Source organism: Rhizobium sp. AC44/96 (genome assembly GCF_001692185.1).
Classification (GTDB): Bacteria; Pseudomonadota; Alphaproteobacteria; order Rhizobiales; family Rhizobiaceae; genus Rhizobium.
Genome location: NZ_LXKO01000013.1, coordinates 22,133 through 36,075, shown reverse-complemented (window position 1 = coordinate 36,075; position 13,943 = coordinate 22,133). Strand labels below are relative to the sequence as shown.

Genomic DNA, 13,943 nt, shown 5'->3' with positions numbered 1-13,943 from the left:
TGAGAAATAATTGCATTTTAACGTTTGGGGCGAAGACGAATCCGGCTCGAAACGGAGCTTCCCGGAAGCCGAAATGCCCTTGATACCGGGCCTTTAGGCGCTTAGACAGTCTAGCCTGTCGCAAAAGAGGAAGAGGAACCCCGCTCATGAAAAAAACACTCGCCGGCGCCGCCCTTAATTTTTCGGCAAGCTCCGCCGCCTCCGCGACCGATAGCGCGCTCGGCGACCTGCCGACCTGGCGATTGCAGGACCTCTACCCCTCCGCCACCTCGACAGCCTTTACGTCGGATATGGAAAAAGCAGGCAAGGCAGCCGCCGCTTTCGAAGAGAAGTGGAAGGGCAAGCTTGCGGACGCCGCCACCAAGAAAGGCGACACCGGCATCGGCCAGGCTCTCAAGGAATATGAGGCGCTGGACGACCTCATCGGCCGCCTCGGCTCATTTGCGGGCCTTACCTATTTCTCCGACACCAGCAATCCTGTGAACGGCAAGCTCTACGGCGACGTTCAGGCCCGGATCACCGATTTCTCCGGCCACCTGCTGTTCTTCGCGCTCGAACTCAACCGCATCGACGATGCCGTGATCGATGCCTGCATGGCGAATGACCCGGATGCCGGCCACTACCGCCCCTGGCTCGTCGACCTGCGCAAGGACAAGCCCTACCAGCTGGACGACAAGCTGGAACAGCTCTTCCTCGAAAAGTCGATGACGTCGGCCGCGGCCTTCAACCGTCTGTTCGATGAAACGATGGCGGAACTGCGCTTCGACGTCGATGGCGAGAAGCTGTCGATCGAGGTCACGCTGAACATGCTGCAGGACCGCGATCCCGCCGTTCGCCACAAGGCGGCGATGGCGCTTGCCGAAACCTTCAAGACGAATATCCGCACCTTCACGCTGATCACCAACACGCTCGCCAAGGACAAGGACATTTCCGACCGCTGGCGCGGCTTCGAGGACATCGCCGATAGCAGGCACCTGGCAAACCGCGTCGAGCGCGAAGTGGTCGATGCGCTGGCCGCCGCCGTCAAGGATGCCTATCCGCGCCTCTCGCATCGCTATTACAAGATGAAGGCCAAGTGGCTTGGCATGGAACAGATGGAGTTCTGGGATCGCAACGCGCCGCTGCCCGAAACCTCCAACGCTGTGATTTCCTGGACCGAAGCCAAGGACACGGTGCTTTCGGCCTATGGCAGTTTTGCCCCCGAGATGGCCGCGATCGCCAAGCGCTTCTTCGACGAGCAGTGGATCGATGCGCCCGTTCGCCCGGGTAAGGCGCCCGGCGCCTTCGCTCACCCGACCGTTCCTTCGGCACATCCCTATGTGCTCGTCAATTACCTCGGCAAGCCGCGCGACGTGATGACGCTCGCGCACGAGCTTGGCCATGGCGTGCATCAGGTTCTGGCCGGCGGCCAGGGCGCGCTGATGTGCCAGACGCCGCTGACGCTTGCCGAAACCGCCTCCGTCTTTGGCGAGATGCTGACCTTCCGAGCACTGCTCGACAAGACGAAGGACAAGCGCGAGCGCAAGGCGATGCTCGCCCAGAAGGTCGAGGACATGATCAACACCGTCGTGCGCCAGATCGCCTTCTACGAATTCGAGCGCAAGGTTCACACTGCCCGCAAGGCCGGCGAACTGACCTCCGACGACATCGGCGAGCTCTGGCTCTCGGTACAATCGGAAAGCCTCGGACCGGCTATCAAGATCTCGGAGGGATACGAGACCTACTGGGCCTACATCCCGCACTTCATCCATTCGCCCTTCTACGTCTACGCCTATGCGTTCGGCGATTGCCTGGTGAATTCGCTCTATGCCGTCTACCAGAAGGCCGACAAGGGCTTCCAGGACAAGTATTTCGAGCTCCTGAAGGCTGGCGGCACCAAACATCACTCGGAACTTCTCAAGCCATTCGGTCTCGACGCCACCGATCCGTCGTTCTGGAGCAAGGGACTGTCGATGATCGAAGGCCTGATCGACGAGTTGGAAGCGCTAGATAAGGCCTGAGGCGGCTCGCACCGAACCTCTTCTCCCCCAGGAGAAGAGGGAAAGGCGAACGCTGCCGCCAAGGCTTAGACATGACGGAAAAACAGCCCTACGCCCTCTTCCGGGACGACACGACCGGGCAGGTGATGCTCTTCGCCGATCCGGCGGAAATCATCGTCGCCCGGACGCGCGCCGAATTCTTCGCTGCCCTCACGCGCATGGAAGAAGCGCGCGCCGCAGGCAAATGGCTGGCGGGCTACATGGCTTACGAAGCGGGATATCTCTTCGAAAGCAAGCTTTCCGCCTTCGCGGCAGAAAGCCGCGAAACGCCGCTGCTCCGCTTCGGCGTCTTCGATGCACCGCAAGCCGAGAGCCATCCACTCGCCCAGCCGGCACGGCGCCTCGAAAATGAGGAGTTCCTCAGCGCCCCGGAGGCCGCCTGGGATTTCCCGACATATAAGGAGCGCTTCGACCGGCTGCATTGGTACCTTCGACAGGGAGATTGCTATCAGGCCAATCTCACCATGCCGATCACGGCCCGTTGGAGCGGCGATCCCCGCGCGGCATTCTGGTCCCTGATCGACCGGCAGCCCGTGAAGTACGGCGCGCTGGTGGATCTCGGTGGCCCGATCATCCTGTCGCGCTCGCCCGAACTCTTCTTCCGCACCGACGATGACGGCTGGATCGAGACACACCCAATGAAGGGCACCGCCAAGCGTGGCAACAACCCCGCCGAGGACGCCACGATCATCAAGGCCATGTGCGAGGACATCAAGACACAGGCCGAAAACCGCATGATCGTCGACCTCCTGCGCAACGACATCTCGCGCATATCGGAGGTCGGCACGCTCGACGTTCCGAAGCTCTTCGACATCGAGACCTACCCGACGGTGCACCAGATGGTGAGCCATGTGCAGGCGAAGCTGCTTGCTGATCTCACCATAACCGACATCTTCGCCGCCCTCTTCCCCTGCGGGTCGATCACCGGCGCGCCGAAGATCAGCGCCATGAGCATTCTCCATGAACTGGAGGAAGGCCCGCGCGACGTCTATTGCGGAGCGATCGGCATGATCTCGCCGCGCGGCGCCATGCGCTTTTCGGTCGCCATCCGAACCATCAGCCTGTTTCCCGACGGCAAGGCGGTCTTCAACGTCGGCGGCGGCATCGTCTTCGATTCGACCGCCGAAGCAGAATACGAGGAGTGCCTGTTGAAGGCGCGCTTCGCCATCGGCGATCAGGAAGTGACCCGCGATCAGGAGACAGCGGGATGACCGACCTGTCCTTGATCGAAACGCTGCGCTTCGAGCCGGGCATCGGCTTCGTGCGCCTGCGCCTCCACCTCGCTCGCCTCTCCCGCTCCGCCCGCCGACTTGGATTTCCAGAGCCGCTGGCGGCTGCCGATCGGCTGACCGAAGCCGTGGCGGGCGCATCAAGCGCCTTGCGCGTTCGGCTGACATTCGATCACAACGGGCAAACGGCGATCACCTCGGCGCCGTTTACGCCGCTTGCCGCAGGCAGTGTCTGGAACGTTAAAGTGGCAAGCACGCGCCTCGACTCCGGCGACAAGCTGCTGCGCATGAAAACGACCCGCCGCGAGATCTACGACACAGCAAGGTCCGAATACGCATCGTCCGAAGCCGATGAAGTGATCATGCTGAACGAACGAGGCGAGGTGTGCGAGGGCACGATCACTTCGGTTTTCCTCGACGACCGATCCGGCCTCCTGCGCACCCCGCCGATCGCCTGCGGTCTGCTGGCCGGCGTGCTGCGCACCGAACTCATCTGCCAGCGAAAGGCCCGCGTTGGCCGCATCACGCCGGAAGACTTGAAGACAGGCCGGCTTTATATCGGCAATTCCCTGCGCGGTCTGATCGCCGCCAACCTTATCCTCTAGGCAACGATCCTCAGCCGATCACGCCCGCTCTGCTTGGCATGATAGAGCGCCTCGTCGGCGCGCGCGTAAAGCTCGCGTGCCGTCTCGCCCAGATGCAGTTCCGCGAGCCCGGCGGAGCAGGTGTAGGAAAAGCTGGGGCTGTTGCTGATCGGACGGGCACCTCGCACCGTCGTCAGTATACGGTCGACGATCAACTCTCCCTGCGACAAGGTGGTGTCGGGAAGGATCAGCATGAATTCCTCGCCGCCGATCCTGCCGAAGCTGTCGCGCCGGCGCACGAGCGGATGTACGCGGCGGGCAAAATCCACCAGCACGTCGTCTCCCACCTGGTGGCCATACACGTCGTTGATCCGCTTGAAGAAGTCGAGATCGATGATGCAGATGCAGCCGCTCGCCTTTTCCATCGAGGCCTGCCGCTGCACGAGGCTCTCCAGCGCCGCCATCATGAAGCGGCGATTGGAAATGCTGGTGAGCTCGTCGGTCTGCGATGCCTTGAGCGCGAAATCGCGGTCCTGCCGGATATCGCGTTCGCTGGCTTTCAGATGGGTGATGTCGCTGGCGACGCAGAGCATCCAGCCGTCCTTCTGGACGGTCTCGGTCATCCACAGCCAGCGCCCGTCGACCACATCGGTCTCGAACGCCCGGAACGGCAGCTTGCCGCGCCGCGATTGCGCCGAGACCAGCCATGTCTCGAAATCAGCGGCACGGATGACCGTCCCTTTTCCGGCCTTGGTATTGCGGCGCATAAGCTCGGCCCACAGGGGGCATTCATCCGGCTCGAGTGCGAAGGTGGTGTGAAAGGCCGCGTTTGCATACTGCAGCCGGTCATCCTGATCATAAAGCGCGATCAGGACGGCGCTCTCCTCCTGCAACTCCGCAAGCCGCTCCGATATCTGGTTCATCCGATGGTTCCGGGGCGATGGAATAACAATGATTCGCACTTTGACGCGGAAATCTGAAAAGAAGATGGATGCCCCCGAGACAATTGAATATCCACATGTATCGGAACGCAACGCCCTGAAAGGAAACACACCATGTTCATCCTCGCCTTGACCTATGTGAAGCCGAACGAGGAGGCTGACAAGCACATGGAGCCGCACATGGCCTGGGTGAAGGAAGGCTATGCCAGGGGCTGGTTCCTCGCATCGGGCCGCAAGGTGCCGCGCACCGGTGGAGTTGTTCTGGCCGTGGGAAACCGGGCTGACATCGAAGCCTATGTCGCCGCCGACCCCTTTACGATCCACGGCGTGGCCCAATACGAGATCACCGAAGTCGCGATCACCACCGCCGTCGACGGCATGGAGGCATTGAAGGGATGAAGCGGTGACGGACCAACCGGAAGACCTGCGTCTCCATCTTCAGTCCCTGGAGGAAAAGCTGTTCGACCCCGCCGTGCGCAGCTCGCGCACATCGCTGGACACGCTGCTTGCACCCGATTTCCGGGAGATCGGAAGCTCCGGTCGGCTCTATGGTTTCGATGAGATCATCGCGGCGCTGCTTGCAGAGCCGGTGGATGGAACCACCCGTGCATTGGCCGACTTCGAGATCCGGCCGCTGTCTCCGGAACTGGTGCTCGCGACCTACCGTTCCAAGCGCAGCGAACCCCATCTTCCACCGGTCAAATCCCTTCGCAGCTCGATCTGGCGGCGCGATGCCGACGGTTATTGGCGAATGGTCTTCCATCAGGGGACACCGGCGCGCTAGAGTTCGGCCATGACGCCTCCGATCTACACGCCCTATGACGGTTCCTCGAAGCCGTTCACCATTGGTCTGATGCCGCTCGACCCCACGCGCTGGATCGAGCCGGATGCCGATTGGTCGCGCTATGTCGGCGAAAAGCAGGCGCTAGTCAGCACCAATCGCGGCGAGGTCTTCGTCGCGGAGGATGGCACCGAGAATGCTCAGCGGGAGGCGCTCGAACTGCTTCAAGCACATCTCGCCGAGCGCCATCCGCAACTCCCTCGCGACGGTGCGCAAACCGGATACACTCTCCCGCCACTGCTCCGCGCCGGCCTGTTGATCCAGGACGATCTGGTGATCATGCGCCGAAAGGCCGACGGCTGGCATCTCGTCGCCGGCTTCGTCGCCTTCCCATCCTCATGGTCGTTGCAGGAGAAATTCGCACGTCCGATGCAGGCAATTCATGCCGATGTCCCGGGGTTTGGGGAAGGCACCCGCAACGCGGCGCTGATCACCCGTATCTTCGACAATCTTCAGGTTGCCCAGCCCGTCGAGCGCATGAACTGGTCGATCAACCTGACCGATGACCTCTTCCTGCCGCTCTCGAAGCATCGCCGGCCGCCGCAGGCGGAAGCCTTCACGCTCGCCCAGCGCTTTGCCCGCGTCGAGCGGCAGACGCTGCGCAAGCTGCCAGTCGCCGGCGATATCCTCTTCACCATCCGCGTCTACATCGATCCGATCGCCGCCATCGCCTCCCATCCCAAGGCTGCGACATTGGCTGCGAGCTTCGCAACGCAGCTCGAAAACCTCGACGAACACCAGGCTGCCTATAAGGGGCTGAGCTTGCAAAAAGCCGAGCTTGCGGCCAAGCTGCGCGCGCTCGCAAACCAGCACTTGCCCGCCTGATATTTGTGTTCCCGCCCCGAACGCTCTTTATTGTGACGCCATTTTGTGGTTAGAGCCGGACTTCCTCGCAGTATTTTCGCGATTTCAAATGAATTCTTAAAGGCCCCTCGCCTTCGTCACCTTCCACAGGAGAAAAGAATGACGGAACAGAACCACCCGGTATATGCCGAAATTACCGGTCCGATCGTCATGATCGGCTTTGGCTCCATCGGCCGCGGTACGCTGCCGCTGATCGAGCGCCACTTCAAATTCGACAAGAGCCGGATGGTCGTCATCGACCCGCGTGAAGAGCCGTCCGACATGGAGATCCTCAAGAAGCACGGCGTCCGTCACATCAAGGAATATGTGACCAAGGACAACTACAAGGAGCTGCTGAAGCCGCTCCTGACCGAAGGCGAAGGCCAGGGCTTCTGCGTCAACCTCTCGGTTGATACCGGTTCGGTCGACCTGATGAAGCTTTGCCGCAAGCTCGATGTCCTCTACATCGACACCGTCGTCGAGCCGTGGCTCGGCTTCTACTTCGACAAGAACATGAAGAACGCCGACCGCACCAACTATGCGCTGCGCGAAACCCTTCGTCATGAGAAAAAGAAGAACCCAGGCGGCACCACGGCCGTTTCCACCTGCGGCGCAAACCCGGGCATGGTCTCGTGGTTCGTCAAGCAGGCGCTGGTCAACCTCGCCAACGACATTGGCCTGACGTTCGACGAGCCGGATCAGCACGACCGCGAAGGCTGGGCCAAGCTGATGAAGAAGCTCGGCGTCAAGGGCGTGCACATCGCCGAGCGCGACACGCAGCTCACCAAGAACCCGAAGCCACTCAACGTCTTCTGGAACACCTGGTCCGTCGAAGGCTTTATCTCCGAAGGTCTGCAGCCAGCCGAGCTCGGCTGGGGCACCCACGAAAACTGGATGCCGAAGAACGCCAAGAAGCACAAGAAGGGCTGCAAGGCCGCCATCTACCTCGAGCAGCCGGGCGCCAACACCCGCGTCCGCAGCTGGTGCCCGACGCCTGGCCCGCAGTACGGCTTCCTCGTTACCCACAACGAGTCGATCTCGATCGCCGATTACTTCACGGTGCGCGACAAGGATGGCGAAGTCACCTTCCGCCCGACCTGCCACTACGCCTACCATCCGCCGAACGACGCCGTTCTGTCGCTGCATGAGATGTTCGGCAACGGCGGCAACTCGCAGCCTGTTCATCACGTTCTCAACGAGGACGAGCTGGTGGACGGCCTCGACGAACTCGGCGTACTGCTCTACGGCCACGAAAAGAACGCCTACTGGTTCGGCTCGCGCCTGTCTCTCGAAGAGACCCGCCGCATCGCGCCTTACCAGAACGCGACCGGCCTGCAGGTGACCTCGGCGGTTCTCGCCGGCATGGTCTACGCGCTCGAAAACCCGAAGGCCGGCATCGTCGAAGCGGACGAGATCGACTACAAGCGCTGCCTAGAAGTGCAGCTGCCCTACCTCGGCCCGGTCGAAGGTCACTACACCGACTGGACGCCGCTCGATGGCCGCCCGGGCCTCTTCCCCGAGGATCTGGACACCAAGGATCCGTGGCAGTTCAAGAACATCCTCGTTCGCTAATCGCTGAAGGAACCGCATTCGAAGATGCCCGCCGCAAGGCGGGCATTTTTGTAACGCCTGCTGTATAAATGCCGTCCCGACACCTTTGAAGCCTTGCCTTCCCGGGCAACCCGCGCCATGTGTTTCGCAACCACACGGATAGTTCCGGCTCCGACTACTGGGAGAAGCCCATGAAACTCAGAACCCTCTTTGTCCTCCTCGGCGCATCCGCGGCGCTCGCTGCCTGCGTTTCGTCGTCGCCACGCCCCACGGCGGTCGCAGCACGTCCGGCCCCGGTAGGCGTTGAGGGCTCATGGGCGGATCCGAACGGCATCATCTCGACGTTCCAGGGCGGCACCTTCACGACCCGCACTACCGACAGCAATCAGCTGCTGGCCTCCGGCACCTACGTGAACACCTCGCCGTCGCTGGTCGAGATCAACATGACGTCGTTGGTGAGAAAGACGCAATCCAAGGTCAACTGCGCCCTCGTGACCCAAAGTCAGCTCAACTGCACCTCCGACGCCGGCTCCCAATTCACGCTCACGCGCCACATGTAATCGGCCAGGATAGACGATTAAAAAGCTCCCTTCGCGGGAGCTTTTTTTGTTTACCGCCCTTGGAAAGCACCCGCACTGTCACAGCTTTTTCTCTTGCAGCCACTAGAGCTTAGTGGAAACATCGATCGCGTAGGGAGGGCGAAGTAAGGGGGATCCACGCTTCGCCCATGCAAATCAGGAGAACAGGATGACGAAGTCATTTCAATTCGGTCTGTTGACCGCGTCGGTGCTGGCGCTGTCGAGCAGCGCCGCCTTTGCCGATTACCAACTCAATATTCTTCACATTAACGACTTCCACTCCCGTATCGAGTCAATCAACAAGTTCGACTCTACCTGCTCTGCAGAAGAAGAAGGCAAGAACGAGTGCTTCGGCGGCGCAGCTCGGCTGAAGACCGCGATCGACCAGCGCCGCGCCGCTCTTGCCGGCCAGAACGTGCTGCTGCTCAACGCCGGCGACAATTTCCAGGGCTCGCTGTTCTATACGACCTACAAGGGCGCGGCCGAAGCCGAAGTCCTCAACGACATGAAGTTCGACGTCATGACCGTCGGCAACCACGAATTCGACGATAGCGAAGACGGTCTGGCGACCTTCCTCGACAAGGTCAAATTCCCTGTCATCTCCGCGAACGTTCTCGCCGGCGACGGTGCCAAGATCGGCGATCGCATCAAGCCGTCGCTGGTGCTCGACGTCGGCGGCCAGAAGATCGGCATCGTCGGCGCCGTGACCAACGATACCGAGGAGCTCTCCTCGCCTGGCCCCAAGATCATGATCGCCGATGATGTGCAGACGATCACCGCTGCCGTGGAAGATTTGAAAAAGCAGGGCGTCAACAAGATCATTGCGCTGACCCACGTCGGCTATCCGCGCGACCTCGCGGCCATTGCCAAGATCCCTGATGTCGACGTCGTTGTCGGTGGCCATTCGCACAGCCTCTTGTCGAACACCGACCCGAAAGCCGAGGGCCCGTATCCAACCATGGTCGATAACCCCGGCGGCTACAAGGTCCCGGTCGTCCAGGCCGCCTCCTATAGCAAATACCTCGGCGACCTCGTCATCGACTTCGATGACAATGGCATTGTGAAGAGCGCCAAGGGCGATCCGATCCTGATCGATTCATCCTTCACCCCCGATCCGACGATGGCGGCCCGCATCGTCGAGCTTGCCAAGCCGATCGAAGAGCTCCGCAAGAAGGTCATCGGCTCCTCCGAAGGCCCGATCGAAGGTGACCGCAAGGTTTGCCGGGTCGAGGAGTGCTCGATGGGCAACCTCGTCGCTGACGCGATGCTCGATCGAGCCAAGGATCAGGGCATGACCATCGCCATTCAGAACGGGGGCGGCCTGCGCGCCTCCATCGATAGCGGCGACGTCACCCAGGGCGAGGTCATCACTGTCCTGCCATTCCAGAACACGCTCGCGACCTTCCAGCTGACGGGCGCCGACATTCGCAAGGCCCTGGAAAATGGCCTGAGCCAGATCGAACAGGGTGCCGGTCGCTTCCCGCAGGTTTCCGGTCTCAAGTACAGCTACGACAAGACCAAGCCGGCAGGCAGCCGCCTCGTCTCCGTCGACACCAAGGAAGGCGACGCCTTCGTCCCGCTTGATGACGCCAAGACCTACGGCGTGGTCACCAACAACTACATGCGCGCCGGAGGCGACGGCTATTCGATCTTCGCCAGCGCCGGCAAGAACGCCTATGACTTCGGCCCGGATCTCGCCGATGTCACCGCCGACTACGTTGCCGCGCACTCGCCCTACAAGCCCTACACCGATGGCCGCGTGACCGACGTTGCTGCGAACGCCGCAACCCCTGCTGCAACGGAACCGGCAGCAACGGCGCCTGCGGCGCCCGCCGCCCCAGCAGCAACCGCACCCGCAGCCCCCGCGGCAGCGCCCGCCGCATTGGCACCCAACACGCCGACAAGCCATGTGATCGCCGCTGGTGACACGCTCTGGGATCTCGCCAAGCAGTTCTATGGCGACGGCACGCTCTGGAAGAAAATCTCGCAGGCCAACGGTGCTCCCACGCCGCGTCACCTGACGATCGGCAAGGAACTGCAGATCCCGTCCAAGTAAGACGATTTGTCTCGATTGCGAAGGCCGGTCCGGGGTTCCCCGGGCCGGCTTTTGTTCTTATAGGGTGAACCATCCAAGCCGGGCTGCGTATGAGCCGGGCAGAGAAGACGAGCACTGGGGTTTAGATGACGATCATTGATACTGCGCACCGCCCGGCGGAACATCCGCCCGTGAAATCAGGCAAGGTGGGCGTCCTGCTCGTCAATCTCGGAACACCCGACGGCACCGACTACACCTCGATGCGCCGCTATCTCAAGGAATTCCTGACCGACAAGCGCGTCATCGAATGGTCGCCGTGGAAATGGTACCCGATTCTCTTCGGTATCGTGCTCAACACCCGTCCGGGCAAGGTCGGAAAGGCCTATGAGCTGATCTGGAACAAGGACAAGAACGAGAGCTACCTGCGCACCTATACCCGCAGCCAGTCCGAACTGATGGCTGAGCGCCTGCGCGACCTGCCCAACGTTCAGGTCGATTGGGCGATGCGCTACGGCACGCCGTCGATTGCCTCGCGCATCCAGGCGCTGAAGGACGACGGTTGCGACAGGATCGTGCTCTTCCCGCTCTACCCGCAATATGCTGCGGCGACGACGGCGACCGTCAACGACAAGGCCTTCCAGCATCTCCTGAAGATGCGCTGGCAGCCGGCGCTGCGCACCGTGCCCGACTATCACGACGACGACACCTATATCGAAGCGCTGGCAAACTCGATCACATCGCATCTGGCGACGCTCGATTGGGAGCCGGAGATGATCCTCGCCTCCTTCCACGGCATCCCGATGTCCTATTTCCAGAAGGGCGACCCCTATTACTGTCAGTGCCAGAAGACGGCCCGTCTGCTGCGCGAGAAGCTTGGCTTGTCCAAGGACAGGTTCATGATCACCTTCCAGTCCCGCTTCGGACCGGAAGAATGGCTGCAGCCCTATACCGACAAGACGGTCGAGAAACTGGCGCAGGATGGCGTCAAGAAGATCGCGGTGCTGAACCCCGGCTTCGTCTCCGATTGCCTGGAGACGCTGGAAGAAATCGCCGAGCAGGCCGCGCATTCGTTCCACGAGAACGGCGGCGAGAAATTCACCCACATCCCCTGCCTGAACGACAGCGAAGACGGGATGCGGGTGCTGGAAACGGTCGTGCGCCGCGAACTGCTTGGGTGGGTTTGAGGTAGGTAGCGCGGTCGCCCGCATCTCCCCTCTGGCCTGCCGGCCATCTCCCCACAAGGGGGAGAAGACCCTGCTTCAATGCGCCGGGAGCCAGGCCGGGTTAAGCCCTCCCCCTTGTGGGGAGGGTTGGGAGGGGTCTTTCTATTCACCGGCTACCGCTCGCGGGCACCGTCACACCCCCCGCCGGTTCCCCCAAAGCAGAACATGCAGCTGGGGCAGCACGCGGGCTTCGAACCACCTGTCATCCGTGACCTTGCCGACCAGCCAGAGCATCCGCTCCATGATGCCGTCGATGTCGATCGACGCATCGTCGTCGTCCGGCGGCGGAGGCGTATGGTTGCCGGGCTGCAGATAGACCGGCAGCCCCGGGTATCGAGCCGCCGCCTGGCGCGCATAGTCATAATCGCGATCGTCAAAGACCACGATCTTCAAGGCAATCTGCGGCCAGCCGGCCGCCAAGCGCAGACAGTCGTCGAAGGCTTGCCAATCGGTCTCCATGCCGCTCGACGGCGGCTTCGGGCTCAAGACCAGCGTATCGAGATCCGCAAACCAGTCCTTGGCAACGCTGCCCTGCGTTTCCAAGGCAAAGCTGTAGCCCTGCGCATGGCCATGGGCGATCAGCGGCCCAAGCGGCTGGATCGCCGGATTACCGCCGGAAAGGGAGATGGTCAGCGGCTTGTCGCCGGAAAGCGCCGAAACTTCCCGCCAGATCTCCTCGACCGACATCGGCCGCCATTGATCGCGGTATTCGCTGTCGACAGCATGCAGCGTATCGCACCAGGAACAGCGGTAGTCGCAGCCCCCAGTCCGCACGAAAACCGTCGGCAGTCCGATCAGCACACCCTCGCCCTGGATCGTCGGCCCGAAGATCTCGCTGACGCGGATGGAGGCCTCACGAGCCCCGCTCATGGCCGGTATTCCGCCCATGTCTTCGGAGTCTCGCTGACCCGCACCGCCGATGTTTCCGGCAGCCGTTCCTTGCACCAGTCATAAAAGTGCTTGGCGAGATATTCCGACGTCACGCCGTCGTGGCCGAGAACCTCGTTCAGGTGCCGATGGTCGAACCGGTCGTCGATATAACGCTTCAGCGGTGCCAGCTCGTGATAGTCGCGCACGAAGCCGTTGGCATCCAGCTCCGCCGAAGCAAGCTCCACCACCACAATGTAATTGTGTCCGTGCAACCGGGCACACTGATGATCGGCCGGCAGATGCGTCAGCTGGTGCGAAGCCGAAAAGTGGAATTCCTTGGTGATCCGGAACATCACTTTACCTCACGCGCCGAAAACCCGCTCGTCGCGGCAACCCAGAAATCAGGATCGTCGTAGACCGTCGGATCTGCCACTCCGGCGAGATGAAATGCCTCGCGCCGCTCGACGCAGGTGCCGCAGCGACCGCAGTGTCTCGTGCCGCCCTTGTAGCAGGACCAAGTCTCGGCAAACGGCGTTCCGCTCTTCACCCCATCCGTGACAATATCGGCCTTGGAGATATTGACGTAGGGCGCATAGAGCGAGACCTCTGCATAGCCGTCCAACGCCTGGTTCTGCATCGCCTGGAAGGCATCGATGAACCCGGGGCGGCAATCGGGATAAATGAAATGGTCGCCGCCGTGAACGGCGACGGCGACGGCATCCGCCTTCTGCGCGGCAGCGAGCCCGAAGGCGATGGCGAGCATGATGGCGTTGCGGTTCGGCACGACCGTCGCCTTCATCGTTTCCTCGGCATAGTGGCCGTCAGGCACATCGACATCATCCGTGAGCGCCGAGCCGCTGAGATGCCGACCGATGGTGCGGATGTCGATGATCTGGTGCGGTACGCCGAGCCGTTTGGCGCAGGCGGTGGCAAAGTCCAGTTCCTTGCGATGGCGCTGGCCGTAGTCGAAGGAAAGAAGGCCGATGAGCTGATGTTCCGCGGCAACCTTGTGCGCAAGCGAAACGGAGTCCAATCCGCCGGAGCAGATGACGATAGTCTTCATGATGGAGGTCCCTTGTTTTGACCGGGTGGGCTGCGACCGGATACAGCGGCGTTTTACGCCACCCCCCTCCCGTTGTGAAGACCCATTCGAAAACCCATATATCCAGGGTCAGACTAGCGTTTGAATTCGTCTACGCTAAGGTGCAG

At 61.6% G+C, this 13,943-nt stretch carries 14 protein-coding genes; 10 read left to right on the top strand and 4 right to left on the bottom strand.

Annotated elements, in window-relative coordinates:
- Positions 1 to 146 precede the first annotated feature (146 nt).
- The 3 genes from A6U87_RS12390 (at position 147) to A6U87_RS12380 (ending at position 3,873) form a co-directional block, all read left to right on the top strand.
- Positions 147 to 2,000 carry a M3 family oligoendopeptidase gene (locus A6U87_RS12390; RefSeq protein ID WP_065691574.1) on the top strand — a complete coding sequence of 618 codons (1,854 nt, stop codon included), beginning with the start codon at positions 147 to 149 and terminating at the stop codon, positions 1,998 to 2,000.
- A 71-nt stretch (positions 2,001 to 2,071) separates the two neighbouring features.
- The gene (locus A6U87_RS12385; protein WP_065691573.1) at positions 2,072 to 3,250 is read left to right on the top strand and encodes an aminodeoxychorismate synthase component I; all 1,179 of its coding nucleotides are present in this window, start codon (positions 2,072 to 2,074) and stop codon (positions 3,248 to 3,250) included.
- On the top strand, positions 3,247 to 3,873 hold the full coding sequence (locus tag A6U87_RS12380; protein ID WP_065691572.1) for an aminotransferase class IV family protein: 627 nt from the start codon (positions 3,247 to 3,249) through the stop codon (positions 3,871 to 3,873). Before A6U87_RS12385 ends, A6U87_RS12380 begins: the two co-directional genes overlap by 4 nt.
- Here A6U87_RS12380 and A6U87_RS12375 read toward each other — a convergent pair.
- Positions 3,870 to 4,775: a GGDEF domain-containing protein gene (locus A6U87_RS12375; RefSeq protein WP_065691571.1), complete on the bottom strand. Its 906-nt coding sequence runs from the start codon at positions 4,773 to 4,775 to the stop codon at positions 3,870 to 3,872. The genes A6U87_RS12380 and A6U87_RS12375 overlap by 4 nt on opposite strands.
- A gap of 132 nt (positions 4,776 to 4,907) precedes the next feature.
- On the opposite strand from A6U87_RS12375, the gene A6U87_RS12370 reads away from it, so the two are divergent.
- The 7 genes from A6U87_RS12370 to hemH all read left to right on the top strand — a co-directional run bounded on the left by A6U87_RS12370 (position 4,908) and on the right by hemH (position 11,825).
- The gene (locus tag A6U87_RS12370; protein WP_065691570.1) at positions 4,908 to 5,192 is read left to right on the top strand and encodes a YciI family protein; all 285 of its coding nucleotides are present in this window, start codon (positions 4,908 to 4,910) and stop codon (positions 5,190 to 5,192) included.
- A gap of 4 nt (positions 5,193 to 5,196) precedes the next feature.
- Positions 5,197 to 5,577 (top strand): DUF4440 domain-containing protein, encoded by a 381-nt coding sequence (locus A6U87_RS12365; RefSeq protein WP_065691569.1) that lies wholly within the window; start codon positions 5,197 to 5,199, stop codon positions 5,575 to 5,577.
- 9 nt (positions 5,578 to 5,586) lie between these two features.
- Positions 5,587 to 6,459, top strand: coding sequence for a DUF3445 domain-containing protein (locus A6U87_RS12360; RefSeq protein ID WP_065691568.1), 873 nt, complete (start codon positions 5,587 to 5,589; stop codon positions 6,457 to 6,459).
- 138 nt (positions 6,460 to 6,597) lie between these two features.
- Positions 6,598 to 8,049 carry a homospermidine synthase gene (locus A6U87_RS12355; RefSeq protein ID WP_065691567.1) on the top strand — a complete coding sequence of 484 codons (1,452 nt, stop codon included), beginning with the start codon at positions 6,598 to 6,600 and terminating at the stop codon, positions 8,047 to 8,049.
- A gap of 170 nt (positions 8,050 to 8,219) precedes the next feature.
- Positions 8,220 to 8,588, top strand: a complete 369-nt coding sequence (gene omp10 / locus A6U87_RS12350) for an outer membrane lipoprotein Omp10 (RefSeq protein ID WP_065691566.1) — start codon at positions 8,220 to 8,222, stop codon at positions 8,586 to 8,588.
- A 187-nt stretch (positions 8,589 to 8,775) separates the two neighbouring features.
- Positions 8,776 to 10,662 (top strand): bifunctional UDP-sugar hydrolase/5'-nucleotidase, encoded by a 1,887-nt coding sequence (locus A6U87_RS12345; RefSeq protein WP_065691565.1) that lies wholly within the window; start codon positions 8,776 to 8,778, stop codon positions 10,660 to 10,662.
- Between the two features lie 125 nt (positions 10,663 to 10,787).
- Complete coding sequence (gene hemH / locus A6U87_RS12340; protein ID WP_065691564.1) at positions 10,788 to 11,825, top strand: ferrochelatase; 1,038 nt, start codon at positions 10,788 to 10,790, stop codon at positions 11,823 to 11,825.
- Positions 11,826 to 11,996: 171 nt separating this feature from the next.
- Here the strand turns inward: hemH and queE are convergent, their stop codons facing one another.
- Genes queE through queC form a run of 3 tightly spaced genes read right to left on the bottom strand, consistent with a single transcriptional unit; the run spans position 11,997 to position 13,797 of the window.
- Positions 11,997 to 12,734, bottom strand: a complete 738-nt coding sequence (queE, locus tag A6U87_RS12335; RefSeq protein ID WP_065691563.1) for a 7-carboxy-7-deazaguanine synthase QueE — start codon at positions 12,732 to 12,734, stop codon at positions 11,997 to 11,999.
- Complete coding sequence (gene queD, locus A6U87_RS12330; protein ID WP_065691562.1) at positions 12,731 to 13,087, bottom strand: 6-carboxytetrahydropterin synthase QueD; 357 nt, start codon at positions 13,085 to 13,087, stop codon at positions 12,731 to 12,733. Before queD ends, queE begins: the two co-directional genes overlap by 4 nt.
- Positions 13,087 to 13,797 carry a 7-cyano-7-deazaguanine synthase QueC gene (gene queC, locus A6U87_RS12325; protein WP_065691561.1) on the bottom strand — a complete coding sequence of 237 codons (711 nt, stop codon included), beginning with the start codon at positions 13,795 to 13,797 and terminating at the stop codon, positions 13,087 to 13,089. The genes queD and queC overlap by 1 nt, the downstream gene beginning before the upstream one ends.
- Between the last annotated feature and the right edge of the window lie 146 nt (positions 13,798 to 13,943).

Bases quoted from the DNA above. Each gene is read 5' to 3' on its own strand.
- A6U87_RS12390 (WP_065691574.1), top strand. From the start codon at position 147: ATGAAAAAAACACTCGCCGGCGCCGCCCTTAATTTTTCGGCAAGCTCC.
- A6U87_RS12385 (WP_065691573.1), top strand. From the start codon at position 2,072: ATGACGGAAAAACAGCCCTACGCCCTCTTCCGGGACGACACGACCGGG.
- A6U87_RS12380 (WP_065691572.1), top strand. From the start codon at position 3,247: ATGACCGACCTGTCCTTGATCGAAACGCTGCGCTTCGAGCCGGGCATC.
- A6U87_RS12375 (WP_065691571.1), bottom strand. From the start codon at position 4,775: ATGAACCAGATATCGGAGCGGCTTGCGGAGTTGCAGGAGGAGAGCGCC.
- A6U87_RS12370 (WP_065691570.1), top strand. From the start codon at position 4,908: ATGTTCATCCTCGCCTTGACCTATGTGAAGCCGAACGAGGAGGCTGAC.
- A6U87_RS12360 (WP_065691568.1), top strand. From the start codon at position 5,587: ATGACGCCTCCGATCTACACGCCCTATGACGGTTCCTCGAAGCCGTTC.
- A6U87_RS12355 (WP_065691567.1), top strand. From the start codon at position 6,598: ATGACGGAACAGAACCACCCGGTATATGCCGAAATTACCGGTCCGATC.
- omp10 (WP_065691566.1), top strand. From the start codon at position 8,220: ATGAAACTCAGAACCCTCTTTGTCCTCCTCGGCGCATCCGCGGCGCTC.
- A6U87_RS12345 (WP_065691565.1), top strand. From the start codon at position 8,776: ATGACGAAGTCATTTCAATTCGGTCTGTTGACCGCGTCGGTGCTGGCG.
- hemH (WP_065691564.1), top strand. From the start codon at position 10,788: ATGACGATCATTGATACTGCGCACCGCCCGGCGGAACATCCGCCCGTG.
- queE (WP_065691563.1), bottom strand. From the start codon at position 12,734: ATGAGCGGGGCTCGTGAGGCCTCCATCCGCGTCAGCGAGATCTTCGGG.
- queD (WP_065691562.1), bottom strand. From the start codon at position 13,087: ATGTTCCGGATCACCAAGGAATTCCACTTTTCGGCTTCGCACCAGCTG.
- queC (WP_065691561.1), bottom strand. From the start codon at position 13,797: ATGAAGACTATCGTCATCTGCTCCGGCGGATTGGACTCCGTTTCGCTT.